We start from the raw sequence: 22,487 nt of genomic DNA on the forward strand, positions 1-22,487 counted from the left end.
ACCTGAATCAACGGGTCCAAATGATCGAAGTGCGTGTCTGGCCCCTCGATCAGCATAGGACACGCACAGGTCGCCACATCCGTTAGCCTGGAGTTCAACACATGCATCCCCGCGTTCTTGAAGTCACCGAGCGTCTTATTGCCCGCAGTCGAGCAACCCGTGAGGCATACCTGACACTCATTCGCGGCGCCGCCAGTGACGGCCCGCAACGCGGCAAGCTGCAATGTGCCAATTTCGCCCATGGCGTGGCCGGATGTGGCACGGAAGATAAAAACAACCTGCGCTTGATGAACGCCGCCAATGTGGCGATTGTTTCGTCATATAACGACATGCTGTCGGCGCATCAGCCGTACGAACACTTTCCCGAACAAATCAAAAAGGCCCTGCGTGAAATGGGCTCTGTGGGTCAATTCGCCGGCGGAACCCCGGCGATGTGCGATGGCGTGACCCAAGGTGAGGCGGGCATGGAGCTGAGCCTGCTGAGCCGCGAAGTGATCGCCCTGTCGACGGCGGTCGCGCTGTCCCACAACATGTTCGACGCCGCGCTGATGCTGGGCATTTGCGACAAGATCGTGCCGGGCTTGATGATGGGCGCCCTGCGTTTCGGTCATCTGCCGACGATCTTTGTGCCGGGCGGGCCGATGCCATCAGGCATTTCCAACAAGGAAAAAGCCGACGTGCGCCAGCGCTACGCCGAAGGCAAAGCCAGCCGCGAAGAGCTGTTGGAGTCGGAGATGAAGTCTTACCACAGCCCCGGCACGTGCACGTTCTATGGCACCGCCAACACCAATCAGCTGTTGATGGAAGTGATGGGACTGCATTTGCCGGGTGCCTCGTTCGTCAATCCCTACACACCATTGCGCGATGCGCTGACACGCGAGGCCGCGCATCAAGTCACCCGTCTGACCAAGCAAAGCGGCAACTTCATGCCGTTGGGCGAGATTGTGGATGAGCGCTCGCTGGTCAATTCGATTGTGGCGCTGCATGCCACCGGCGGCTCCACCAACCACACGTTGCATATGCCCGCCATCGCACAGGCCGCAGGTATTCAACTGACCTGGCAAGACATGGCGGACCTCTCCGAGGTGGTGCCTACCTTGTCCCACGTCTATCCCAACGGCAAGGCCGACATTAACCACTTCCAGGCTGCGGGGGGCATGGCGTTCCTGATTCGCGAGCTGCTGGAAGCCGGCTTGCTGCATGAAGACGTCAACACTGTCGCTGGCCGGGGATTGAGCCGTTACACCCGTGAACCGTTCCTGGTGGACGGTGAGCTGGTATGGCGTGAGGGCCCGATTGAAAGCCTTGATGAGAGCATCCTGCGCCCTGTGGCGCGTGCCTTTTCGGCAGAGGGCGGCTTGCGCGTAATGGAAGGCAACCTGGGCCGTGGGGTGATGAAAGTCTCGGCCGTGGCGCCCGAGCATCAACTTGTCGAAGCCCCGGCACGGGTGTTTCAGGATCAGCAACAACTGGCGGATGCGTTCAAAGCCGGTGAGCTGGAACACGATTTTGTCGCCGTGATGCGTTTTCAGGGACCGCGCTCCAATGGCATGCCGGAACTGCACAAAATGACGCCCTTTTTGGGGGTATTGCAGGATCGCGGTTTCAAAGTCGCGTTGATTACGGACGGACGCATGTCGGGCGCTTCGGGCAAAATCCCGGCGGCAATCCACGTCAGCCCCGAAGCCGCCGTCGGCGGCCCGCTGGCCCGCGTGCAGGATGGCGACATGATTCGCGTCGACGGGGTCAAAGGGACGTTGCAACTGTTGGTGGATGAGGCAGAATTCGCCGCGCGCACCCCGGCCATCGGCACCCTGAGCGACGCGGTAGGTACCGGGCGTGAGTTGTTTGCGTTTATGCGTCAGGCCTTCAGTTCGGCCGAGCAGGGCGCCAGTACCTTTACCTCGTCTCTGGAAAACCTTAAATGAAGCTTGCTTTGGTCGGTGACATCGGCGGCACCAATGCGCGGTTTGCGTTGTGGGAAAACGATCAATTGCGCGCTATCAGCGTGCTGGCCACCGCCGACTTTGCATGCCCGGAAGACGCCATCGCGCTCTACCTGCAAGGCCTGGACTTACCGTTGGGCGCGGTAGGTGCGGTTTGTCTGTCGGTGGCCGGACCGGTCAGCGGCGATGAATTCCGCTTTACCAATAATCACTGGCGCCTGAGCCGTTCGGCGTTTTGTCAGACCTTACAAGTGGACAACCTGCTGCTAATCAATGATTTCAGTGCCATGGCGCTGGGCATGACGCGCTTGCAACCCGGCGACGTGCGCCAGGTGTGTGCCGGTCTGGCAGAACCCACGCGACCTGCGGTGGTGATCGGGCCCGGCACCGGGCTTGGCGTTGGCACGCTGTTGAATCTGGGCGAAGCGCAGTGGAGGGCTTTACCGGGGGAGGGGGGGCATGTCGACTTGCCGATGAGTACCCCGCGTGAAGTCCAGTTGTGGCAGCACATTTATAACGAAATCGGCCATGTCAGCGCCGAATCTGTGTTGAGTGGCAGCGGACTGCCGCGTGTCTACCGTGCCATCTGCGCCGTTGATGGCCATACGCCGGTGCTGGACACCGACCGGGCGATCACCGCTGCAGCTTTGGCAGGTGATCCGATTGCTTTGCAAGTGATCGAGCATTTCAGTTGCTGGCTGGGTCGGGTGGCGGGCAATAATGTCCTGACGCTGGGCGGACGGGGTGGGGTGTACATTGTCGGTGGCGTAGTGCCACGTTTCGCCGATCTTTTTCTGGCCAGCGGTTTCGCCCACAGCTTTGCTGATAAGGGTTGCATGAGCGACTACCTCAAGGGCATACCGGTGTGGCTGGTGACGGCGCCGTATCCGGGGTTGATGGGGGCGGGCGTAGCACTGCAACAAGCGTTCGCCTGACCGCGGAACCCCGGACTCACAAAAATAATAAGGAACACCGCTGTGAGCTCACTCGGTAAATCCATTTTGCTGGTCGACGACGATCAGGAAATTCGTGAACTGCTGGATATCTACCTGACCCGCGCCGGTTTTCAGGTGTGCACGGTGGGTGATGGCGCAAGCTTTCGCAACGCCCTCGAACACACACCCTGCGATTTGTTGATTCTGGACGTCATGTTGCCCGACGAGGATGGCTTCAGCCTGTGTCGCTGGGTCCGGCAGCATCCGCGTTGTGCCCGCACGCCCATCATCATGCTCACCGCCAGTTCCGATGAAACTGACCGCGTGCTCGGCCTGGAACTGGGCGCCGACGACTACCTTGGAAAACCGTTCAGCCCCCGCGAATTACAGGCGCGAATCAAGGCGCTGCTGCGGCGTGTGGAATTTGCCACTGCTGGCGCAGGGGCAGGCCATGAAATCATGGCGTTTGAAGCGTGGCGCCTGAACACCGTTACCCATCGGCTATTTCACACGGACGGCGAAGAGGTGATTCTGTCGGGGGCCGACTTTGCCTTGCTCAAACTGTTTCTCGACCACCCGCAACAAATTCTGGACCGCGACACCATCGGCAATGCCACCCGTGGTCGCGACCTGATGCCGCTGGATCGAATTGTCGACATGGCAGTCAGCCGTTTGCGCCAGCGCCTGCGCGATACCGAAAAGCCCCCGCGATTGATCCGCACCATTCGCGGCAGCGGCTATCAGTTGGCTGCCGAGGTGACGACGGGTCATGGCCATTAAGAACTGGCGCAGGCCGCGTATACCCCGCTCATTGCTTGGCCGCATGCTGTTGCTCACGTTGATCGCCATCTTGCTGGCACAAACCTTGTCCAGCGTGATCTGGCTGTCGCAACTGCGGGCGACGCAACTGCAAGGGCTCGTCACCAGTGCGCGCAGCCTGGCGCATTCGATGAATGCCACCGTCAGTTATATGAAGTCACTGCCGCTGGCCTACCGGCCACTGGTACTGGACCAGATGCGCAGCATGGGCGGTACGCGCTTTGTTGTGAGCCTCAATGAGCGGCCCCTAGAGATGCGCGCGTTGCCGCTGACACAGCGCAAACAGGCTGTTCTTGAGGCGGTGGACCAGGTGCTGCGTGAATCCTTGGGCCCCGCTGTCGACATGTCGGTGAAATTCGTCAGCCCGCAAGACCTGCGGATTTTCAACGCCGGCCTGACGCTGGATGAGCTGCCACGTTCCTGGGCGCACTTTGCCCTGACGCTGGAACCGGTCAATCCCCCAGTTCTGGTGACGCAAATCCAAATGTCCCCCGGAGAGTGGCTGTACATCGCTTCCTTGCTGCCCCAGCCTTACACCAGCCTCGAGGAAGAAGGCCTGCCCGCGATGCAGTTATGGTTTATCGCGCTGAGCAGCGGGTTCTTGTTGCTCTCCATCGGTTTGCTGGTGCACTGGCAAAGTCGTCCACTCAAGCGTCTGGCTCGTGCTGCGCGGGATTTGTCGCTGGGCGAGGAAGACGTCGAGCCGGTCGAGATCGGGGGCGGCAGCGAGGTGGCTGAGGTCGGGCGAGCGTTTAATACCATGCGGGTACGCATCAGCCGTTATCTCACGGAGCGCAGCCAATTGTTCAGCGCAATTTCCCACGACCTGCGGACCCCGATCACCCGATTGCGCTTGCGCGTCGAGCTACTGGAAAACGAGGCGTTACAACACAAGTTCGGGCGGGATCTTGATGAGCTTGAGTTGCTGGTCAAAGGTGCTTTGCAATGTGTGAAAGACACCGATATTCACGAGAACATCGAATCGGTGAACCTGACTCTTTTGCTGGATTGTCTGATCGAGCCCTACGTGCTGCCGCACGGTAATGGTCGCGTCACAGTGACCGGGCGCGCGTTGCGGCCCTTTTCCGGCAAACCCCTGGCCTTGCGGCGCTGCATGGGTAACTTGATCGACAATGCGCTCAAGTACGGCAAGCACGCGCATTTGGTGATCGAAGACCATGCGCACACGTTCGTCTTGCATGTAGACGATGACGGCCCCGGGGTTCCTGAGCAGCGGCTGGAACAAGTGTTCGAGCCGCATTTTCGGCTGTCCGGGCATCAGCAGGGCTATGGTTTGGGGCTGGGTATCGCCCGCAACATCGCCCATAGCCACGGAGGGGAAGTCAGCTTGCAGAACCTGCGCGAGGGTGGCTTGCGGGTCACGTTGTCGATACCGCGAGCGGCGGATTAAAACGGGCCCGGGGAGTTCCCGGCCCAAGACTGCAAGAGCAACATCGCAAACCTTCGGGTCATTTGCCGCTTGCCGCCAAATGCCGACTGATGGACAGGCTTGCCTGTTCTGGCGTAATGGGCAGCACAGGCTCCAGGCAAGAACTGGCAGCGGGCTCGGTTTCGGGTTCTTGAACCTTTTTGCTCATGGCCGCTTTGATACGATTTTCTCGAATGCGTGCGCTGGTTTGACTGAAGTGCTGCTGCAGCTTTTCCATGGCCACGTCGTAAGGTTCGTTACACAGCGTTAACTGCCGCTTGCGCTCTTGCAGTGCCATCATTTTGGCCTGCTCGTCGCCATAACGGTCGATGCGAAAACTTTTGCTCAAGTTGTAACCGTGAATGCGGGTTGTGGCCCGCCAATATTCAATATTGTTGGACTGGATCCGGTAAACCCCGGCATGGCCGCTGGTGTTGTGAGGCATCAAGCGTTGACGGCTCTCATAGCTAAAGGTCTGCGGCATTTTCAACACCCATTGATTGCGCGCATGCTCAGCGGCCTGTAACGCTGCGTCTATACCGCCATACTCGTTCGCATCGAACACTTGAACGTGTACTTTTCCTGCACGCTGGATATCGACTTTCCAGGCGTAAATCTCACCGTTCTGATGTTTAAGCGGGTAGATGAAGTGCTGGTTGGGCAGAAAAGGGTTACTTCTGGACATGGCTGTTATCTCCTGATGGGTGTCGACATCCGTTCATAAGTTGTAACGATGTAGAGAAGATTCGCCGATGTATTTAATGGGTACAACGTGGGAAAGGGACTTAGGGATGCGTCCTACAGGCAATGCGGAAATTGCTTTACACGTCTGATGGAAAAGAATCTTCTTTTTTTCAGATTCACCAGCTTGTAGTACGTGAATGCTGTTTAAAACGATCGTATTTACGTGCTTTGTCACTGGATGGTGACAAAGACGCATCTCTTCGTTACGTGCGGCCAATGCCGGATGACTACACTCGACCCAAGCGCAAGCACCAGACTTGCCCCGTCATAACAACAAGAAAGGTCTACCGATGAACGCGTTCAATCGCCTCGCCCTTGTTATTTCTCTCGCCTCCATTTTCCCTCTCAATGCCTATGCAGCCGACACCAACGGTAACGTTGAAGTGGTGCACTGGTGGACGTCAGGTGGCGAAGCCAAAGCAGTCGATGTGCTGAAAAAGCTGGTCGAAAAAGACGGCTACACCTGGCAGGACAGCGCGGTGGCAGGGGGCGGTGGCGCAGCGGCCATGACCGTGCTCAAGACCCGTGCCGTGTCGGGTAACCCGCCGTCTGCCGCGCAAATCAAGGGACCCGATATTCAGGACTGGGCCGCCCTCGGCTTGCTGACCAACGTGGATGAAGTGGCAAAGACCAACAACTGGGAAAAGCTGCTCCCCAAAACGGTCTCCGACACCATGAAGTACGACGGCCACTACGTAGCCGTACCGGTGAACATCCATCGTGTGAACTGGCTGTGGATCAACCCTGAAGTCTTCAAGAGCGCCGGTATCGAAAAGGCGCCCACCACCCTGGATGAACTGTATGCCGCAGGCGACAAGCTCAAGGCGGCCGGTTTTATTCCATTGGCCCACGGCGGACAACCCTGGCAGGACAGCACAGTGTTCGAGGACCTGGTGCTGAGTGTTATGGGGCCAGAGGGCTACAAAAAGGCTTTTGTAGACCTCGACGAAGGGACGTTGACCAGCGCGCAGATGACCGAAGTCTTCACCCACCTGAAAAAGCTGAAGGGCTATATGGATCCGGACGGCACGGGGCAGGACTGGAACCTGGAAGCAGCCAAGGTCATTAACGGCAAGGCCGGTATGCAGATCATGGGCGACTGGGCGAAAAGTGAATGGACGGCGGCCGGCAAAAAAGCCGGCACGGATTACCAATGCGTGCCATTCCCCGGTACCGACGGCAGCTTCAGCTACAACATCGATTCACTGGCGATGTTCAAGCTGGCCAAAAAGAATGACACCCCCGGCAACAATGCAGCACGTGACGATCTGGCCAAAGTCGCGCTGGAACCTGAGTTCCAGTACGTCTTCAACCAGAACAAAGGCTCGATTCCGGTTCGCAATGACCTGGACATGAGCAAGTTCGACAGCTGTGCTCAAGCCTCGGCCAAAGACTTTGCCGGCGCGGGTGAAAAAGGCCAGGTGCCAAGCATGGCCCACAACATGGCCACCTCCCTGGCGGTGCAGGGGGCGATCTTCGACACCGTGTCCAACTTCATGAGTGACAAAAACGCCGACCCGTCAAAGGCAGGCAAGAAACTGTTTGCAGCGATCAAGGCAGCCCAGTAATCCGCTGACATGAACCGCCGCACGCCCGTGCGGCGTCCTCTTATTTACCCGGCTTGTGCGGCATTTGCAGTGGCAGATGCCGGCATACCCTCTCGGGAGCAATTCGATGAGTGCCGTGGCTGTTTTGAGTAAAGCCTCGCCGTTTGATGCGCTGCAACGCTGGTTGCCCAAGTTGGTATTGGCACCCAGCATGCTGATCGTATTGGTTGGCTTCTATGGCTACATTCTGTGGACCTTTGTGCTGTCGTTCACCAACTCCAGTTTCATGCCCAGCTACAAATGGGTGGGCATGCAGCAATACGTGCGCCTGATGGAAAACGATCGCTGGTGGGTGGCCAGTAAAAACCTGGCAGTGTTTGGCGGTTTGTTCATTGCCATCAGCCTGGTGTTAGGCGTGTTTCTGGCCGTGCTACTCGACCAGCGCATCCGCAAAGAAGGCTTCATTCGCACCATTTACCTGTACCCGATGGCGCTGTCGATGATCGTCACCGGTACCGCCTGGAAATGGCTGCTCAATCCCGGGCTCGGGCTCGACAAGATGCTCCGCGACTGGGGGTGGGAGGGCTTTCGGTTCGACTGGCTGCTGGATCAGGACCGTGTGGTGTATTGCCTGGTGATCGCCGCCGTGTGGCAAGCCTCGGGGTTTGTGATGGCGATGTTTTTGGCCGGGTTGCGCGGTGTGGATCAATCTATCATTCGCGCCGCTCAAGTCGATGGTGCAAGCCTGCCGACCATCTATTTACGCATCGTGTTGCCCAGCCTGCGTCCGGTCTTTTTCAGCGCGTTCATGATTCTGTCGCACATCGCGATCAAGAGTTTTGACCTGGTGTCCGCGATGACCGCAGGCGGGCCGGGTTACTCGTCTGACTTACCGGCCATGTTCATGTACTCCTTTACATTCAGCCGTGGGCAAATGGGCGTCGGCTCTGCCAGTGCAATCATGATGCTGGGGGCGATCCTGGCCATTCTGGTGCCGTACCTGTATTCCGAACTGAGGAATAAACGCCATGATTAATGCGCAGCGTTTTACCTTCAGCCGTCTGGCGATTTACGCCACGTTGATCCTCGCCGCAGCGGTGTATCTGGTGCCTCTGGTGGTGATGTTGCTCACCAGTTTCAAAAGCCCGGAAGACATCCGCACCGGCAACCTGCTGAGCTGGCCGCAGGTGATCGACGGGATTGGCTGGCTCAAGGCCTGGGACACGGTGGGCGGCTATTTCTGGAACTCGGTCAAAATCACCGTTCCGGCGGTGCTGATCTCCACGTTCATCGGCGCCCTGAACGGGTATGTCCTGTCGATGTGGCGCTTTCGCGGCTCGCAGCTGTTTTTCGGATTGCTGTTGTTCGGCTGCTTCCTGCCGTTCCAGACCGTCTTGCTGCCAGCCTCGTTCACCATCGGCAAGCTGGGGCTGGCCAACACCACCACCGGTCTGGTGCTGGTGCACGTCGTCTACGGGCTGGCCTTCACTACGCTGTTTTTCCGTAACTACTACGTAAGCATCCCCGACGCACTGGTCAAGGCGGCGCGTCTGGACGGTGCGGGGTTCTTCACGATTTTCGGGCGGATTCTGCTGCCGATGTCGGTGCCGATCATCATGGTGTGCCTGATCTGGCAGTTCACTCAAATCTGGAACGACTTTCTATTCGGCGTGGTGTTTGCCAGTGGCGACGCGCAGCCCATCACTGTGGCGCTGAACAATTTGGTCAACACCAGCACCGGGGCCAAGGAATACAACGTCGACATGGCTGCGGCCATGATTGCCGGGCTGCCGACACTGCTGGTCTACATTTTTGCGGGCAAGTATTTCCTGCGCGGGCTGACGTCCGGCGCGGTCAAGGGGTAACGCATGGCAACGCTCGAATTACGCAACGTCAACAAAACCTATGGCAAGGGTTTGCCGGACACGCTGAAAAACATCGAACTGAAAATCGACGACGGCGAGTTTCTAATTCTGGTTGGCCCGTCGGGGTGCGGCAAATCCACGTTGATGAACTGCATCGCGGGGCTGGAGAGCATCAGCGGCGGGGCGATTCTGGTGGACGATGCCGACATCAGTGGCATGAGCCCCAAGGATCGTGACATCGCCATGGTGTTTCAGTCATACGCGCTGTACCCGACGATGAACGTGCGCGACAACATCGCTTTCGGCCTCAAGATTCGCAAAATGAGCACTGCAGCCATTGATGAAGAGGTGGCGCGGGTGGCCAAGTTGCTGCAAATCGAGCACCTGCTCAATCGCAAGCCGGGCCAACTGTCGGGCGGGCAACAGCAGCGCGTGGCCATGGGCAGGGCGCTGGCTCGCCGGCCGAAGATCTATCTGTTCGATGAGCCGTTATCCAACCTCGACGCCAAGCTGCGGGTCGAGATGCGTACCGAAATGAAGTTGATGCATCAACGCCTGAAAACGACCACCGTGTATGTCACCCATGACCAGATCGAAGCCATGACCCTGGGTGACAAAGTGGCGGTAATGAAGGATGGCATCATCCAGCAGTTCGGCACCCCCAAACAGATCTACAACGATCCGGCTAACCTGTTTGTCGCCAGCTTTATTGGCTCGCCACCGATGAACTTCATCCCGTTGCGTTTACAGCGCCAGGAAGGGCGCTTATTGGCGTTGCTCGACAGCGGTCAGGCGCGTTGCGAGTTGCCGTTGGGCACGCGTGACGCGGGTCTGGAAGACCGTGACGTGATCATTGGTATTCGCGCCGAACAGATCGTGCTGGCGGCAAGCGAGCCCAATGGGCTGCCGACCATCCGCGCTGAAGTGCAGGTGGTAGAGCCCACCGGGCCGGACACGCTGGTGTTTGTGAGCCTCAATGGCAGCAAAGTGTGCTGCCGTCTGGCCCCTGATGATGCGCCTCAGGTCGGTCAAAGCCTCAACTTGCAGTTCGATCCTGCGAAAGTGCTACTGTTTGATGCAAACACAGGTGAGCGATTGGGGGCAATGAGTGCGCCCCCCGCGCAGAACCGGGCGGATAACGTGGCGCATTTCAAGGGGCGTTGAATCTGTACAGGGAGCCTGTCATCAGGTGCTTCTTGAGCGGTGCCGCGTTAAACAAAGCCAATAAGAAACCAACGAGGATCCAAGGGATGAACAACACAATGACCCGCACCCGTCTGGCCTGCCAGTTGTCGGTGATTGCCGCACTCAGCTTGGGTGCGACCGGCAGTTATGCGGCCGAAGCCTTCAGCGCCGACTCGAAATGGATGACAGGCGACTGGGGCGGCGAGCGGACCAAATTGATCGAGCAGGGTATCGACATCAAGGCGGATTACGTTGGTGAAGTGGGGGCCAACCTGCATGGGGGGTACAACCACGACAAAACGGCGCGTTACAGCGATCAGTTTGGTTTGGGCGTGGCGTTGGACCTGGAAAAACTCTGGGGATGGGATAACACCCAGGCCAAGATTCAGCTCACAAACCGTAATGGCCAAAGTATCTCCAATGACCGCGTAGGCGATCCGCGGGCAGGCACGTTGAGTTCCTCGCAGGAAGTTTACGGCCGTGGCCATATGGTGCGTTTGACCCAATTGTGGATCCAGCATCAGTTCCTCGAAGGTAAGCTGGACGTCAAAGCGGGGTACTTTGGCGAAGGCGAGGATTTCAATACCTTCCCTTGCGAGTTCCAGAACCTGGCGTTCTGCGGCTCCCAGGTGGGCAACTGGGCCACCAACATTTGGTACAACTGGCCGGTCAGTCAGGCGGCGTTGCGGGTCAAGTACAACATCACGCCCGAGCTTTATGCGCAGATCGGCGCCTACAACCAGAACCCGTCGCAGCTCGAACACGGCAATGGTTTCAAGCTGAGTGGCAGCGGCACCAAAGGCACCGTCTTGCCGGTTGAATTGGTCTGGTCGCCCAAGGTCAACGATTTGCCGGGCGAGTACCGGGTCGGTTACTACAAGAGCACCGCGCCAGCTGATGACGTGCGGGTCGACCTCACCAATGACGGTCAAAGCTACCGGGTGCGCGACAGCAAGCATGGTTACTGGTTTGTCGTGCAGCAACAGCTCACGCAACACAACGGTGACCCGTCTCGCGGCCTGCACGTAGCTGCCAATGCTACCTTTCACGACAAGGCCACCAACATCGTCGACAACTACCAGTCGCTGATGTTCGTGTACAAAGGGCCTTTCGATGCGCGTCCTAAAGATGACATCGGCATCGGCGCAGCCCGTATCCATGTCAACGATGACGTGAAGAAAAGCGCTGAGCTGATTAACGCGTCCATCGGCGCTACCGATTACAGTGATCCGCTGTACTCGCCTTTGCGCTCCACTGAGTACAACTACGAACTCAACTACGGCTTCCACGTGACCAATTGGTTGACCGTGCGTCCAAACCTGCAATACATCGCTCACCCGGGCGGCGTGGACAACGTTGATAACGCATTGGTCGCCGGGCTGAAAATTCAGTCGACGTTCTAATTGCGCTAAGCTTGCGCTTTATCTAGCGGGTAGCCTCGGCTATCCGCTTTTTTTCGGGTCGGCCCAACCCGACGCATGATTTTTCAGGACTGCGGCACATGCACGAGCATCCACTTCATCGCTTTTTCAAATCCAAACGTGAACAGCCTGTTTTTCAGTGGGAACGCTTTCAGCAACGCGACGTGCTGGTAATCGACCATCCCCATTGTCAGGCCGTGTTCAGTCGTCAGGGCGCGCAGTTGCTGCACTTCAAGCCGACCGGGCAAAAGCCTTGGCTCTGGTGTGCAGCGAAATGGCCGCAAGTGGGCGCCATTCGCGGAGGTGTGCCGATCTGCTGGCCCTGGTACGGCCGTCATCCAAGCGAAAATGCGTGGCCGTCCCATGGTTGGGCGCGGTTGATCGACTGGAAGTTGCTGGACAGCCATGCGGACGAAGAGGGCGTAAGCCTGCACTGGCGTTTGCAGTTGTGCGACTGGCAAGTGGATTTGCACGCCCGGTTGGGTGAGAACATGGAATTGCGCCTGAGTACTGAGCATCAAGATGATGAACCCTGCCACATGAGTCAGGCGCTACGCGCTTACTGGCGTATTGGTGACGTTGCTGAGGTAGCGCTGTCCGGGCTGGACGGGGTGGTGGGGTATGACCAGTTGAATCGTGAGCCGTGTAAACAAAAAGGCGAGTTGCGGGTGGAAGGCGGTTGCCAGCGCGTGTTTCACCACGACGGTGAAATGCAGCTCAACGACCAGGCCTGGCAGCGTGCGTTGAGCATTGATACCGGCGACAGTGGCAACACCGTGGTGTGGCACCCTGGCAAACGCCCGTTGCTGGGCGTCAGTTGGAGCGAAGTCATGGGGTTTGTGTGTGTCGAGTCCACCAGTGGCGGCACCCGGCATCAGAGCCTGGCGCCGGGTGAACAGGCGCATTTAAGCCTGCATGCGCGAGCGGGGTTGTGTGCCGGGTAATCGCCCGGGATCAGGCCGCGATCTGGAGGCCATTCACTCCAGCTCATCGCCCACCGGGTAACGGCTGGCGTTGAGGCTTTCTTTGATTTTGCGCAGGTGCGGCTGGAAATCCACACCACGGCGCAGGGTCATGCCGGTTGCCAGCACGTCCAGCACTGTCAGTTGGATAATGCGTGAGGTCATGGGCATGTAGATGTCCGTGTCTTCAGGCAGCGGAATGTTCAGGCTCAAGGTGCTGGCCTTGGCCAGTGGTGAGTTTTCTGCCGTCAAACCCAGCACGGAAGCGCCGTTGGCCCGTGCAATGCGGGCCACTTCCACCAGTTCGCGGGTGCGCCCGGTGTACGAAATAATCACAAACAGTTCGCCCGTGTGGGCCACGGAGGCGATCATGCGTTGCATCAGCACATCCGCGTGAGCCGTGACTGCCAAATTGAAGCGAAAAAATTTGTGCTGGGCGTCCAGTGCGACCGGGGCGGAGGCGCCGAGACCGAAAAAGTGGATCTGTCGGGCTTGAATCAACAGGTCCACGGCGCGGCTGATCAGGTTTGGGTCCAGTGCCTGGCACGCACTGTCCAGCGAGGCGATGGCGCTGCCAAAAATTTTCTGGGTGTAAGCGGCGGGGTTGTCGTCCGCTTCCACGGCGCGGCTGACATACGCGGCGCCGCTGGCCAGGCTTTGCGCCAGTTGCAGCTTGAGCTCGGGGTAACCGCTGACGCCGAATGAGCGGCAGAAACGGTTGACGGTCGGTTCGCTGACCGACGCGGCCTGGGCCAGCGCCGCGATGCTGAAACGGGTCGCCTGCTGCGGGTTTTGCAGAATGACTTCGGCCACTTTGCGCTCGGCCTTGTTCAGCTCTTCGAGGCGGCCTTTGATTTGTTCGAGTAAATTGCGCACGCGGTCCATTTATGTTCCTTGGGGCGTCGATGCAAAAGAGCCGCACGTGAATGCGGCGCTGGAAGGTGGCCTATCCTACTGTTGGCCCGATACCACCACTAGTAGCAATCTGCATTTAGAGAAAATGTTGTGTTTATTACTACATTTCTCCTTGAGTGATGCCTTGAAAAAAGGTATTTGTAGCTTAACTTGATAAAAGAACCAACATCATGTCTTCGATTACGGTTGAACCGTGCACCTTTGCCTTGTTTGGCGCCCTTGGCGATCTGGCACTGCGCAAATTGTTCCCTGCTTTATATCAACTGGATCGTGCCGGTCTGTTGCATGACAACACGCGCATTCTGGCACTGGCCCGCGAGCCGGGTGACGCCCTCACGCATCTGGCCCATATCGACAGCCAGTTGCGCCAGTACGTGGGCGACAAGGAAATCGAAGACCAGGCCATCAGCCGCTTTCTGGCCAGATTGAGCTACCTGCATGTGGACTTTCTCAAGACGGACGATTACGTGGCATTGGCCGAACAGGCCGGCGCTGCACAACGTTTGATCGCTTATTTCGCCACCCCGGCGTCGGTGTACGGGGCCATTTGCGAAAACTTGTCCCGCGTCGGCCTGACCGAAAATACCCGTGTGGTGCTGGAAAAACCGATCGGTTCGGACCTCGAATCTTCGCGCAAGGTCAATGATGCCGTTGCGCAGTTCTTCCCCGAGAACCGTATCTACCGTATCGACCACTACCTGGGCAAAGACACCGTCCAGAACCTGATCGCTCTGCGTTTTGCCAACAGCCTGTTCGAAACCCAGTGGAACCAGCGTTACATCTCCCACGTGGAAATCACTGTGGCGGAGAAGGTCGGGATCGAAGGGCGCTGGGGCTATTTCGACAAGGCCGGTCAACTGCGCGACATGATCCAGAACCACCTGTTGCAGCTGTTGTGCCTGATTGCCATGGACCCGCCGGCGGACCTTTCGGCCGACAGCATTCGTGATGAGAAAGTCAAGGTGCTCAAGGCGCTGGCACCGATCACCCCGGAGGGTCTGACCACCCAGGTTGTACGCGGCCAGTACATCGCCGGGTACAGCGAAGGGCAGTCGGTGCCGGGCTATCTGGAGGAGGAGAATTCCAACACCCAGAGCGACACCGAAACCTTCGTCGCGCTGCGTGCCGACATCCGTAACTGGCGGTGGGCGGGTGTGCCGTTTTACCTGCGCACCGGTAAACGCATGCCACAGAAGCTGTCGCAGATCGTCATTCACTTTAAAGAACCCTCGCACTACATCTTCGCCCCTGAGCAGCGTCTGCAAATCGGCAACAAGCTGATCATTCGCCTGCAACCGGACGAAGGCATTTCTTTGCGTGTGATGACCAAAGACCAGGGCCTGGACAAAGGCATGCAGTTGCGCAGCGGTCCGCTGCAATTGAATTTTTCCGACACGTATCACAGTGCGCGGGTCCCGGACGCTTACGAGCGTCTATTGCTGGAAGTCATGCGCGGTAATCAAAACCTGTTTGTGCGCAAAGACGAAATTGAAGCGGCATGGAAATGGTGCGACCAGTTGATCGCCGGCTGGAAGAAGTCTGGCGATGCGCCCAAGCCTTACGCGGCGGGCTCCTGGGGACCGATGAGTTCCATTGCCCTGATTACCCGAGACGGGAGGTCCTGGTATGGCGATATCTGATTTGAAACTGCCTGAAGGCGTCCATGCGCACACCTTCACGGCTCCGGCCGTGTTGGCCGATACATTGGCCGCGGCAGTGGCCCTGCAACTGAACAACGCGATTAAAAAGCAGGGCGTCGCCACGCTGGTGGTGTCGGGCGGGCGTAGCCCGGTGGCGTTTTTTCACAGCCTGATTGAACAGCCTGTGGACTGGTCACACGTAGTGGTCAGTCTGGCCGATGAGCGTTGGGTGCCGGTTGAACATGCCGACAGCAACGCAGGCCTGCTTAAAAAGCATTTACTGCAAGGCCCGGCAGCCAAGGCGCGCTTTGTGGGTTTATACAACGTGGCGGCCAATCTTGAGGAGGCCGCACAACAAGCGGATCGCCAGTTGGCCGAGTTGCCGCCGATTGACGTGCTGATCCTCGGCATGGGCGATGACGGTCACACCGCCTCGTTGTTCCCGGGCAGCCCGAATCTGGCCAGCGCTTTAGACCTGGATAACCCGCGTCGTTGCTGGCCCATGTTGGCGCCTACCGTGCCCCATCAGCGCCTGAGCATGAGCCGTAGCCTGCTGAGCAGCGCAAAGCACACCGTGCTGTCGATTCAGGGGCAGGCCAAATTGAACACCCTTGACACGGCATTGGCCGGCACTGATGTTGCTGCCTTGCCGATTCGTGCCTTTCTGCAACCCACGTTAGAGATTTACTGGTGCCCATGAGCCAAGGATCAGCTGCCATGCAAACAACCACCCCGAACGTTTCGATGGCTGAGAAAGTCGCCCTGATCGATGCGCTGTGTGCCAAGGCCCGGATCCTGCCGGTCATCACCATTGCGCGTAAGCAGGACATTCTGCCGCTGGCCGATGCGCTGGCAGCGGGCGGTCTCACTGCCCTTGAAGTCACGCTGCGTTCGGCGTTTGGCCTGGAGGCGATTCGCATCCTGCGTGATCAGCGCCCTGAGCTGGTGACCGGTGCGGGCACCATTCTGGACCGTCATATGCTGGCGGCGGCAGAAGAAGCGGGTTCGCAATTTATCGTGACGCCGGGCATCACCCGCGACCTGCTGCAAGCCAGTGTGGCCAGCGATATTCCACTGCTGCCCGGTATCAGCAACGCGTCGGGGATCATGGAAGGTTACGGGCTGGGTTATCGCCGTTTCAAACTGTTCCCGGCAGAGGTGAGCGGTGGCGTGGCGGCCATCAAGGCACTGGGCGGGCCATTCGGTGAAGTGAAATTCTGCCCGACCGGTGGCGTCAGCCCGGCCAATATCCGCAGCTACATGGCGTTGAAAAACGTGATGTGTGTCGGCGGCAGCTGGATGCTCGACAGCGAGTGGATCAAAAACGGCGATTGGAGTCGCATTCAGGAGTGCACAGCTGAAGCCCTGGCCTTGCTGGACTGATTCTTTTGTAACGAATGTGTTGTGTGTTCTACGGTTTTTCGGTGCGCTTGGTCGGCGCACCTTTTTTTTACCTGTGATATTTAGCCCTGCGCCATCTCTCGCAAGGCCCGGATCAACTGATGGATGTCATCCAGCGTCGTGGCCAACCCTACGGTGATGCGAATGCAACTGCCACACGCCGAGCCATTACGCGCCACGGTAAAAATGTTGTAGTCCTTAAGCAGGCGCTCAACCATCGGCTGCTGATCGTCCACGTGGGTAAAGCGCATCGAAGTAATGGCGCAATACAGCCGCGGGTCATCCGGCGTCAGTACTTCGATACCCGGCAATCTGCGCGCTTCACTGACCCACAGATCACGCAGGTACTTGAGGCGTGCGCCCTTGACCGGTGCCCCCCCCAGGTCGATGTGTTCTTGCAGCACCTTGGGCAAGGTCAACCAGGCCGGAATATTAGGCGTACCGTAAGGGGCGCGGTTGCGGATGTCTGGCTCGGGGTAGTGCTGGCTGCCCATGTCCGGTTCAATGTCGGCCAGCCGTTGCGGGTCGATGTACATAAAACCCAGTGTCAGCGGCGCCCCGATCCATTTGTGCAGGTTGAACCCGGCAAACGCGACACCCATGGCAGGCAGGTCAAATTCGATCTGCCCCAGCGCATGAGCGCCGTCCAGGATGACCTCGACACCATGCTCTCTGGCCAATTCGATAATCGCCTGCACTGGCATCACCAGCCCGGTGCGATGGGTGACATGGGTCAGGGCCATCAGTTTGATGCGCGGGTTTTGCGCAAAGGCTTCGCGGTAGCTGTTCAGCAGGCTCTCGTACGTGGCGGGATGGGCATGGGTGATCTCAATGACGTCCAGCCCTCGTTGTTGCGCCACCCAGCGCATGGCGTACTCAACGCTGTGGTATTCGAGGTCGCAGATCAGCAGCTGATCCCCGGGCTGCAACCCCTTGTAGTTGCGGATCAGCGATTGCAACGCATCTGATGCGCGGTTGGTCAGGGCAATGCTGGCAGGACTGACCTTGAGCACGTTGGCCAATTGATCGCGGATTTCCAGGTTTTGCGTGTTATCAAACCGCTGGCGTACATGCACTGCGTTGCTGCGGTTAATGAAGTCGACCTGACGCTCATAGTCCTGCGCGACGCCACGGGTCATGCGCCCAAAGTAGCCGTTCTCCAGATTGATCGGGCCGGGGGCCAAGTCGTAGCGTTGTGTGATGGCGTGCCAGAAGTGTTCGTCGCGAGCGTTATCTTCAATCCTTGGCATAGAGGCGCTCTGTCAATGGCGGGGTTTGGGTTTTCCGTGTTTGGCACGCAACGGGTCAAGCAGGTCGGACAACCCGTTGTGATCGATCTCTTGCATCAAGGCCAGCAAACCACCCAGCTCTCCATGAGGGAACCCTTCGCGCGCAAACCAATTGAGGTACTGGCCGGGCAAGTCGGCAATGATTCTGCCTTTATATTTGCCGAACGGCATTTCGCGGGTCACCAGCAGTTCGAGTTTTTCGGGGTTCATGGTTCGGCCTTTCTTACGTGAAACGTTGAACAGGAAAATACAGGCATTCTGCATGCAGGCCAATTGACAGATCATGCAAAAAAACCGGATACAGAAGTTCAGTTAATTACTAAGTCATTGTTTTTAAAGGTATTTTTAAAAATAAAAAGTCTGGCACGGGCCATGCAATCTCTATTGCACGATCCTCAACCTTGTAAGGAATTGAACAATGACTGACATCAATAAAGAATCCATCAAAGTTTTGAACGATCTGATCGAAACCAGCAAAGACGGCCAGGAAGGTTTCAAAACCTGTGCAGAAGACATTAAGCACCCTGAGCTAAAAGCTTTGTTCGCCAAGCGCTCCGCTGATTGCGCCGCCGCAGCGGCAGAACTCCAGGCTGCCGTGCGCAGCATGGGCGGCGACCCGGAGACCAGCACCAGCGTTGCCGGTGATTTGCACCGCCGTTGGGTGGACGTGAAGTCCATGTTTACCGGTAAGGATGAAGAGGCTGTGTTGAATGAAGCCGAGCGCGGTGAAGACCATGCGCTGAAGGCTTACAAAGACGCCATCGAAACAATCAATAAGCATAATCTGGTGGGCATCCGTGACCTGGTAGAGCGCCAGTACCACGGTGTACAACGTAACCACGACCAAGTGAAAGCGTTGCGCAATCAGGCCCGCGCTCAGTCTTGAGTGCAGCCTGAAATGAAAAAAACGCCGGTTAGCCGGCGTTTTTTGTGCGCGTCATTTAACCAATGCTGATCGTTGGCAATGTCGGCAGGGTGACGGTCTGTTGTTTACGTGGGGCGAGGATTTCTGCCTCACCGTCCACCACCAGTTCGTCGCGCTGGTTGAATACGCGGGTAGCAATACGGACGCGAAACTTCGGCAGTTTTTCCAGAATTTCCAGGCGAACGGTGAGGGTGTCGCCAATTTTTACCGGTTTTTGGAAGCTCATTTGCTGGCCGATATAGATGGTACCTGGGCCGGGTAACTCGCAGGCGACCGCTGCGCTGATCAGCGCTCCGCTGAACATGCCGTGCGCAATGCGTTCCTTGAACATGGTGGCGGCGGCGAACTCGGGGTCAAGGTGGACCGGGTTGTGGTCGCCGGACATGGCCGCAAACAGTTGAATGTCACGCTCTTCCACAGTCTTGCTGTAGCTGGCCGTCTGGCCGACTTCGAGAGCTTCGTACGGGGTGTTGGTAACCTGAGTCATCTAGCGCATGTCCTGTGCCGGGTATTTAATTTCAAGTGTTTGATTTTAAAGGCTTTTTAAATAAATGGTGTTCATTCGCTGCGAACGGGCCGCGGGCAGCTCAGCGCCTCTTCCAGCCAGGCAATGACGTCGTCCATCACCGCGTCGCGGTTGGTTTCATTAAACAGTTCGTGCCGCGCCTGCGGGTACACCTTCAGTTGCACAGACGGATTGCCCGATTGGCGTAATGCATTGGCCAGGTCAGTGAGACGCTTGCCTGCACTGACCGGATCACATTCTCCGCCGATGACCAGTATTGGCAGGCTCGCGTCGATCTGTGACAGGTTCGCGGGTTTGCTGATTTGCTGTAAGCCGTCCAGCAGATCGATCCAGAGTTGATTGGTACAGCGAAACCCGCACAGCGGGTCTGCCGCATAGGCATCGACCTCGGCAGGGTCACGGCTGAGCCAGTCATAGCGGGTGCGATTGGGTGTGAAGGCTTTGTTGAACGAACCGAACGACAGCCATTCGATCAGCGCACTGCGCCCCTTGGGTCCCTGACGGCAGCGTTCAACATGGGCAATCAGGCTGGCAGCACGGTAAAGCATGACTGGCTGAAAGTTCGATGCACTGAGGATCGCGCCGTGCAGGCTGGCGCTGTGGTGCACTAAATAGGACTGGGCAATGTAGCTGCCCATGCTGTGCCCCAGCAAAAACACAGGGATGCCAGGATGCGCCTGGTTAATGTGCTGTTGCAGGCTTGCCACGTCGCTGACCACTGCGCACCAGCCATCGTGATCGGCAAAATAGCCCGGCGTGCCGCCTTCAGCGGTCTTGCCGTGGCCGCGCTGATCGTGAACATACAGGCCAAAACCGGCGTCGCACAGGGCGCGGCCGAGGCGTGCGTAGCGCCCGCCATGTTCTGCCATGCCATGGGCCAGCAACACAATGGCTTTGGCTGCGCCAGTGGGCAGCCAGCGATTGACGAAAAGACCGGTGCGGTCGTTTGCATCCAGCCAAAAACTGTCCGTGGTCATGGTGAGTCCTTCCTCGCGAGTCGTAGCAGTGTATAGCGCATTTGCGTGCTGGCCACTTAACAGCCTGCTTGCAGCAAAACAATTCAAGATGTAAATGGCGAAGATCGCTGTATTTGCCTACTACTTGAGAACTGTTAACGTCCGCAGGTTCCGCTTTTTAGTGCATGAAAGAGGCGGCCAGACTCGCTCAGGTAAGAGGATAAAAACAATGCAACCTGATTTCTGGAATGACAAACGTCCCGCCGGTGTACCGCTGGACATCGATATGACGGCCTTTTCGTCGGTCGTGGATGTGTTTGAACGCTCCTGCAAGAAATTCGCCGACCGGCCCGCCTTCAGCAATCTGGGCGTGACCCTCACCTATGCCGAGCTTGAGCGTTACAGTGCGGCCTTTGCCGGTTATTTGCAGCAGCACACCGACCTTAAGCCGGGCGACCGCATCGCGGTGCAAATGCCCAATATCTTGCAATACCCGATTGCCGTGTTTGGTGCGCTGCGGGCAGGTCTGGTAGTGGTCAACACCAACCCGCTGTACACCTCCCGTGAAATGCGTCATCAGTTCCAGAGCGCCGGCATTCGTGCGCTGGTGTACTTGAACATGTTCGGCAAGCGGGTGCAGGAAGTCCTTCAAGACACCGAAATCGATTACCTGATTGAAGCAAAAATGGGCGACATGATGCCCGTCGTTAAGGGCTGGGTGACCAACCTGGTGGTCGACAAGGTCAAAAAGCTCGTACCGCCCTATAGCGTGCCGCAGGCAATTTCGTTCAAAACCGTTTTGCAGCGTGGTGCGGGCCAGCCCCTTCAATCCCTGAGCGCGACCCTCGACGATATTGCCGTGCTGCAATACACCGGCGGCACCACCGGTTTACCCAAGGGCGCGATGCTCACCCACGGCAACCTGGTTGCCAACATGCTGCAAGTTCGCGGGTGCCTGTCCCAGCACGACGCGCAAGGCCAGTCGATCCTTCGCGATGGCCGTGAAATCATGATCGCGCCGTTGCCGCTCTACCATATCTACGCGTTCACCGCCAATTGCATGTGCATGATGGTGACGGGCAACCACAACGTGCTGATCACAAATCCCCGCGACATCAAGGGCTTTGTCAAAGAGCTCAATAACTGGCGTTTCACGGCGTTTTTGGGGCTCAACACGCTGTTCGTGGCGTTGATGGATCACCCGGACTTCAAGGCGCTGGATTTCTCGGGGCTAAAAGTCACCAACTCCGGCGGTACGGCATTGGTCAAGGCCACGGCCGAGCGCTGGGAGAAACTCACCGGTTGCCGCATCGTCGAGGGTTATGGTTTGACGGAAACATCACCGGTGGCCAGCGCCAACCCGTGTGGCTCATTGGCACGGCTCGGCACTGTCGGTACGCCAGTGCCGGGCACAGCGATGAAAGTCATCAGCGATGACGGCGTCGATCTTGGCCTTGGAGAGCGCGGTGAGTTGTGCGTCAAGGGCCCGCAGGTGATGAAGGGTTACTGGCAGAATCCGCAGGCGACTGCTGAGGTGCTGGACGCGGAAGGCTGGTTCAAGACCGGCGATGTGGCCGTGATTGATCCCGACGGTTTTGTGCGGATTGTGGACCGCAAAAAAGACCTGATTATCGTCTCCGGTTTCAATGTGTACCCCAATGAAATCGAAGACGTCGTCATGGCCCACCCTCAAGTGGCGAACTGTGCAGTCATCGGCGTGCCGGACGAGCGCACGGGCGAGGCAGTCAAATTGTTTGTGGTGGCGCGTGCGGGCGGCATCACCGTTGAAGAACTTAAGGCGTACTGCAAAGACAATTTCACCGGTTATAAAGTCCCAAAACAAATCGTCGTACGCGACGCATTGCCCATGTCCCCGGTAGGCAAGATTTTGCGCCGCGAGTTACGTGATATCGCCTGATTCGTTCAAGGAGGCGACAAACGCCCGTTTATGGAAAGTAAACGGGCGTTTTTATTCGTCCTCA

Annotated in this window: 21 protein-coding genes; 15 read left to right on the forward strand and 6 right to left on the reverse strand. The window is 57.9% G+C overall.

Annotated elements, in window-relative coordinates:
- Positions 1 to 101: 101 nt before the first annotated feature.
- Genes edd through CJF39_RS15640 form a run of 4 tightly spaced genes read left to right on the forward strand, consistent with a single transcriptional unit; the run spans position 102 to position 5,111 of the window.
- Positions 102 to 1,928: a phosphogluconate dehydratase gene (gene edd, locus CJF39_RS15625; protein ID WP_094994226.1), complete on the forward strand. Its 1,827-nt coding sequence runs from the start codon at positions 102 to 104 to the stop codon at positions 1,926 to 1,928.
- Complete coding sequence (locus CJF39_RS15630; RefSeq protein ID WP_094994227.1) at positions 1,925 to 2,881, forward strand: glucokinase; 957 nt, start codon at positions 1,925 to 1,927, stop codon at positions 2,879 to 2,881. Before edd ends, CJF39_RS15630 begins: the two co-directional genes overlap by 4 nt.
- Positions 2,882 to 2,923: 42 nt before the next feature.
- A complete protein-coding gene (locus CJF39_RS15635; RefSeq protein WP_094994228.1) occupies positions 2,924 to 3,661 on the forward strand; it encodes a response regulator in 738 nt (245 codons plus the stop codon).
- Positions 3,651 to 5,111, forward strand: coding sequence for an ATP-binding protein (locus tag CJF39_RS15640; RefSeq protein ID WP_094994229.1), 1,461 nt, complete (start codon positions 3,651 to 3,653; stop codon positions 5,109 to 5,111). The genes CJF39_RS15635 and CJF39_RS15640 overlap by 11 nt, the downstream gene beginning before the upstream one ends.
- 58 nt (positions 5,112 to 5,169) lie before the next feature.
- Here CJF39_RS15640 and CJF39_RS15645 read toward each other — a convergent pair whose 3' ends face one another.
- Positions 5,170 to 5,814: an AP2 domain-containing protein gene (locus CJF39_RS15645; RefSeq protein ID WP_094994230.1), complete on the reverse strand. Its 645-nt coding sequence runs from the start codon at positions 5,812 to 5,814 to the stop codon at positions 5,170 to 5,172.
- 349 nt (positions 5,815 to 6,163) lie between these two features.
- Between CJF39_RS15645 and CJF39_RS15650 the strand changes: the two genes are divergently transcribed.
- From CJF39_RS15650 to CJF39_RS15675, 6 genes are all read left to right on the forward strand, one after another.
- Positions 6,164 to 7,441 carry an ABC transporter substrate-binding protein gene (locus tag CJF39_RS15650; protein WP_094994231.1) on the forward strand — a complete coding sequence of 426 codons (1,278 nt, stop codon included), beginning with the start codon at positions 6,164 to 6,166 and terminating at the stop codon, positions 7,439 to 7,441.
- Positions 7,442 to 7,547: 106 nt separating this feature from the next.
- Complete coding sequence (locus CJF39_RS15655; RefSeq protein ID WP_094994232.1) at positions 7,548 to 8,456, forward strand: carbohydrate ABC transporter permease; 909 nt, start codon at positions 7,548 to 7,550, stop codon at positions 8,454 to 8,456.
- The gene (locus CJF39_RS15660; protein WP_094994233.1) at positions 8,449 to 9,285 is read left to right on the forward strand and encodes a carbohydrate ABC transporter permease; all 837 of its coding nucleotides are present in this window, start codon (positions 8,449 to 8,451) and stop codon (positions 9,283 to 9,285) included. The genes CJF39_RS15655 and CJF39_RS15660 overlap by 8 nt, the downstream gene beginning before the upstream one ends.
- Before the next feature lie 3 nt (positions 9,286 to 9,288).
- Positions 9,289 to 10,449: an ABC transporter ATP-binding protein gene (locus CJF39_RS15665; protein WP_094994234.1), complete on the forward strand. Its 1,161-nt coding sequence runs from the start codon at positions 9,289 to 9,291 to the stop codon at positions 10,447 to 10,449.
- A gap of 86 nt (positions 10,450 to 10,535) precedes the next feature.
- Positions 10,536 to 11,873 (forward strand): carbohydrate porin, encoded by a 1,338-nt coding sequence (locus tag CJF39_RS15670; protein ID WP_094994235.1) that lies wholly within the window; start codon positions 10,536 to 10,538, stop codon positions 11,871 to 11,873.
- A 98-nt stretch (positions 11,874 to 11,971) separates the two neighbouring features.
- Complete coding sequence (locus CJF39_RS15675) at positions 11,972 to 12,835, forward strand: D-hexose-6-phosphate mutarotase (RefSeq protein WP_094994236.1); 864 nt, start codon at positions 11,972 to 11,974, stop codon at positions 12,833 to 12,835.
- A gap of 33 nt (positions 12,836 to 12,868) precedes the next feature.
- Here the strand turns inward: CJF39_RS15675 and CJF39_RS15680 are convergent, their stop codons facing one another.
- Positions 12,869 to 13,729 carry a MurR/RpiR family transcriptional regulator gene (locus CJF39_RS15680; protein WP_169835829.1) on the reverse strand — a complete coding sequence of 287 codons (861 nt, stop codon included), beginning with the start codon at positions 13,727 to 13,729 and terminating at the stop codon, positions 12,869 to 12,871.
- A gap of 209 nt (positions 13,730 to 13,938) precedes the next feature.
- Between CJF39_RS15680 and zwf the strand changes: the two genes are divergently transcribed.
- From zwf to CJF39_RS15695, 3 genes are read left to right on the forward strand one after another with little or no spacing between them, the layout of a single operon-like run.
- Positions 13,939 to 15,408 (forward strand): glucose-6-phosphate dehydrogenase, encoded by a 1,470-nt coding sequence (gene zwf, locus CJF39_RS15685; RefSeq protein WP_094994237.1) that lies wholly within the window; start codon positions 13,939 to 13,941, stop codon positions 15,406 to 15,408.
- The gene (gene pgl, locus CJF39_RS15690) at positions 15,395 to 16,108 is read left to right on the forward strand and encodes a 6-phosphogluconolactonase (RefSeq protein ID WP_094994238.1); all 714 of its coding nucleotides are present in this window, start codon (positions 15,395 to 15,397) and stop codon (positions 16,106 to 16,108) included. The genes zwf and pgl overlap by 14 nt, the downstream gene beginning before the upstream one ends.
- Positions 16,109 to 16,125: 17 nt before the next feature.
- Positions 16,126 to 16,791 carry a bifunctional 4-hydroxy-2-oxoglutarate aldolase/2-dehydro-3-deoxy-phosphogluconate aldolase gene (locus tag CJF39_RS15695; RefSeq protein WP_070412592.1) on the forward strand — a complete coding sequence of 222 codons (666 nt, stop codon included), beginning with the start codon at positions 16,126 to 16,128 and terminating at the stop codon, positions 16,789 to 16,791.
- 80 nt (positions 16,792 to 16,871) lie between these two features.
- Here CJF39_RS15695 and CJF39_RS15700 read toward each other — a convergent pair whose 3' ends face one another.
- Complete coding sequence (locus CJF39_RS15700) at positions 16,872 to 18,059, reverse strand: aminotransferase class V-fold PLP-dependent enzyme (RefSeq protein ID WP_094994239.1); 1,188 nt, start codon at positions 18,057 to 18,059, stop codon at positions 16,872 to 16,874.
- 12 nt (positions 18,060 to 18,071) lie between these two features.
- Positions 18,072 to 18,308 carry a DUF3820 family protein gene (locus tag CJF39_RS15705; RefSeq protein ID WP_019693207.1) on the reverse strand — a complete coding sequence of 79 codons (237 nt, stop codon included), beginning with the start codon at positions 18,306 to 18,308 and terminating at the stop codon, positions 18,072 to 18,074.
- Positions 18,309 to 18,516: 208 nt separating this feature from the next.
- Between CJF39_RS15705 and CJF39_RS15710 the strand changes: the two genes are divergently transcribed.
- A complete protein-coding gene (locus tag CJF39_RS15710) occupies positions 18,517 to 18,984 on the forward strand; it encodes a ferritin-like domain-containing protein (RefSeq protein WP_094994240.1) in 468 nt (155 codons plus the stop codon).
- 55 nt (positions 18,985 to 19,039) lie between these two features.
- Here the strand turns inward: CJF39_RS15710 and CJF39_RS15715 are convergent, their stop codons facing one another.
- Together CJF39_RS15715 and CJF39_RS15720 are read right to left on the reverse strand one after the other, a co-directional pair.
- Entirely contained in the window at positions 19,040 to 19,510 is a 471-nt protein-coding gene (locus CJF39_RS15715; protein WP_094994241.1) for a MaoC family dehydratase, read from the reverse strand.
- A 71-nt stretch (positions 19,511 to 19,581) separates the two neighbouring features.
- Positions 19,582 to 20,526, reverse strand: a complete 945-nt coding sequence (locus tag CJF39_RS15720) for an alpha/beta hydrolase (RefSeq protein WP_094994242.1) — start codon at positions 20,524 to 20,526, stop codon at positions 19,582 to 19,584.
- Positions 20,527 to 20,734: 208 nt separating this feature from the next.
- Between CJF39_RS15720 and fadD2 the strand changes: the two genes are divergently transcribed.
- A complete protein-coding gene (fadD2, locus tag CJF39_RS15725; RefSeq protein WP_094994243.1) occupies positions 20,735 to 22,423 on the forward strand; it encodes a long-chain-fatty-acid--CoA ligase FadD2 in 1,689 nt (562 codons plus the stop codon).
- Positions 22,424 to 22,487: the final 64 nt, after the last annotated feature.

It is taken from the genome of Pseudomonas lundensis, from assembly GCF_002269125.1.
Lineage (GTDB): Bacteria > Pseudomonadota > Gammaproteobacteria > Pseudomonadales > Pseudomonadaceae > Aquipseudomonas > Aquipseudomonas lundensis_A.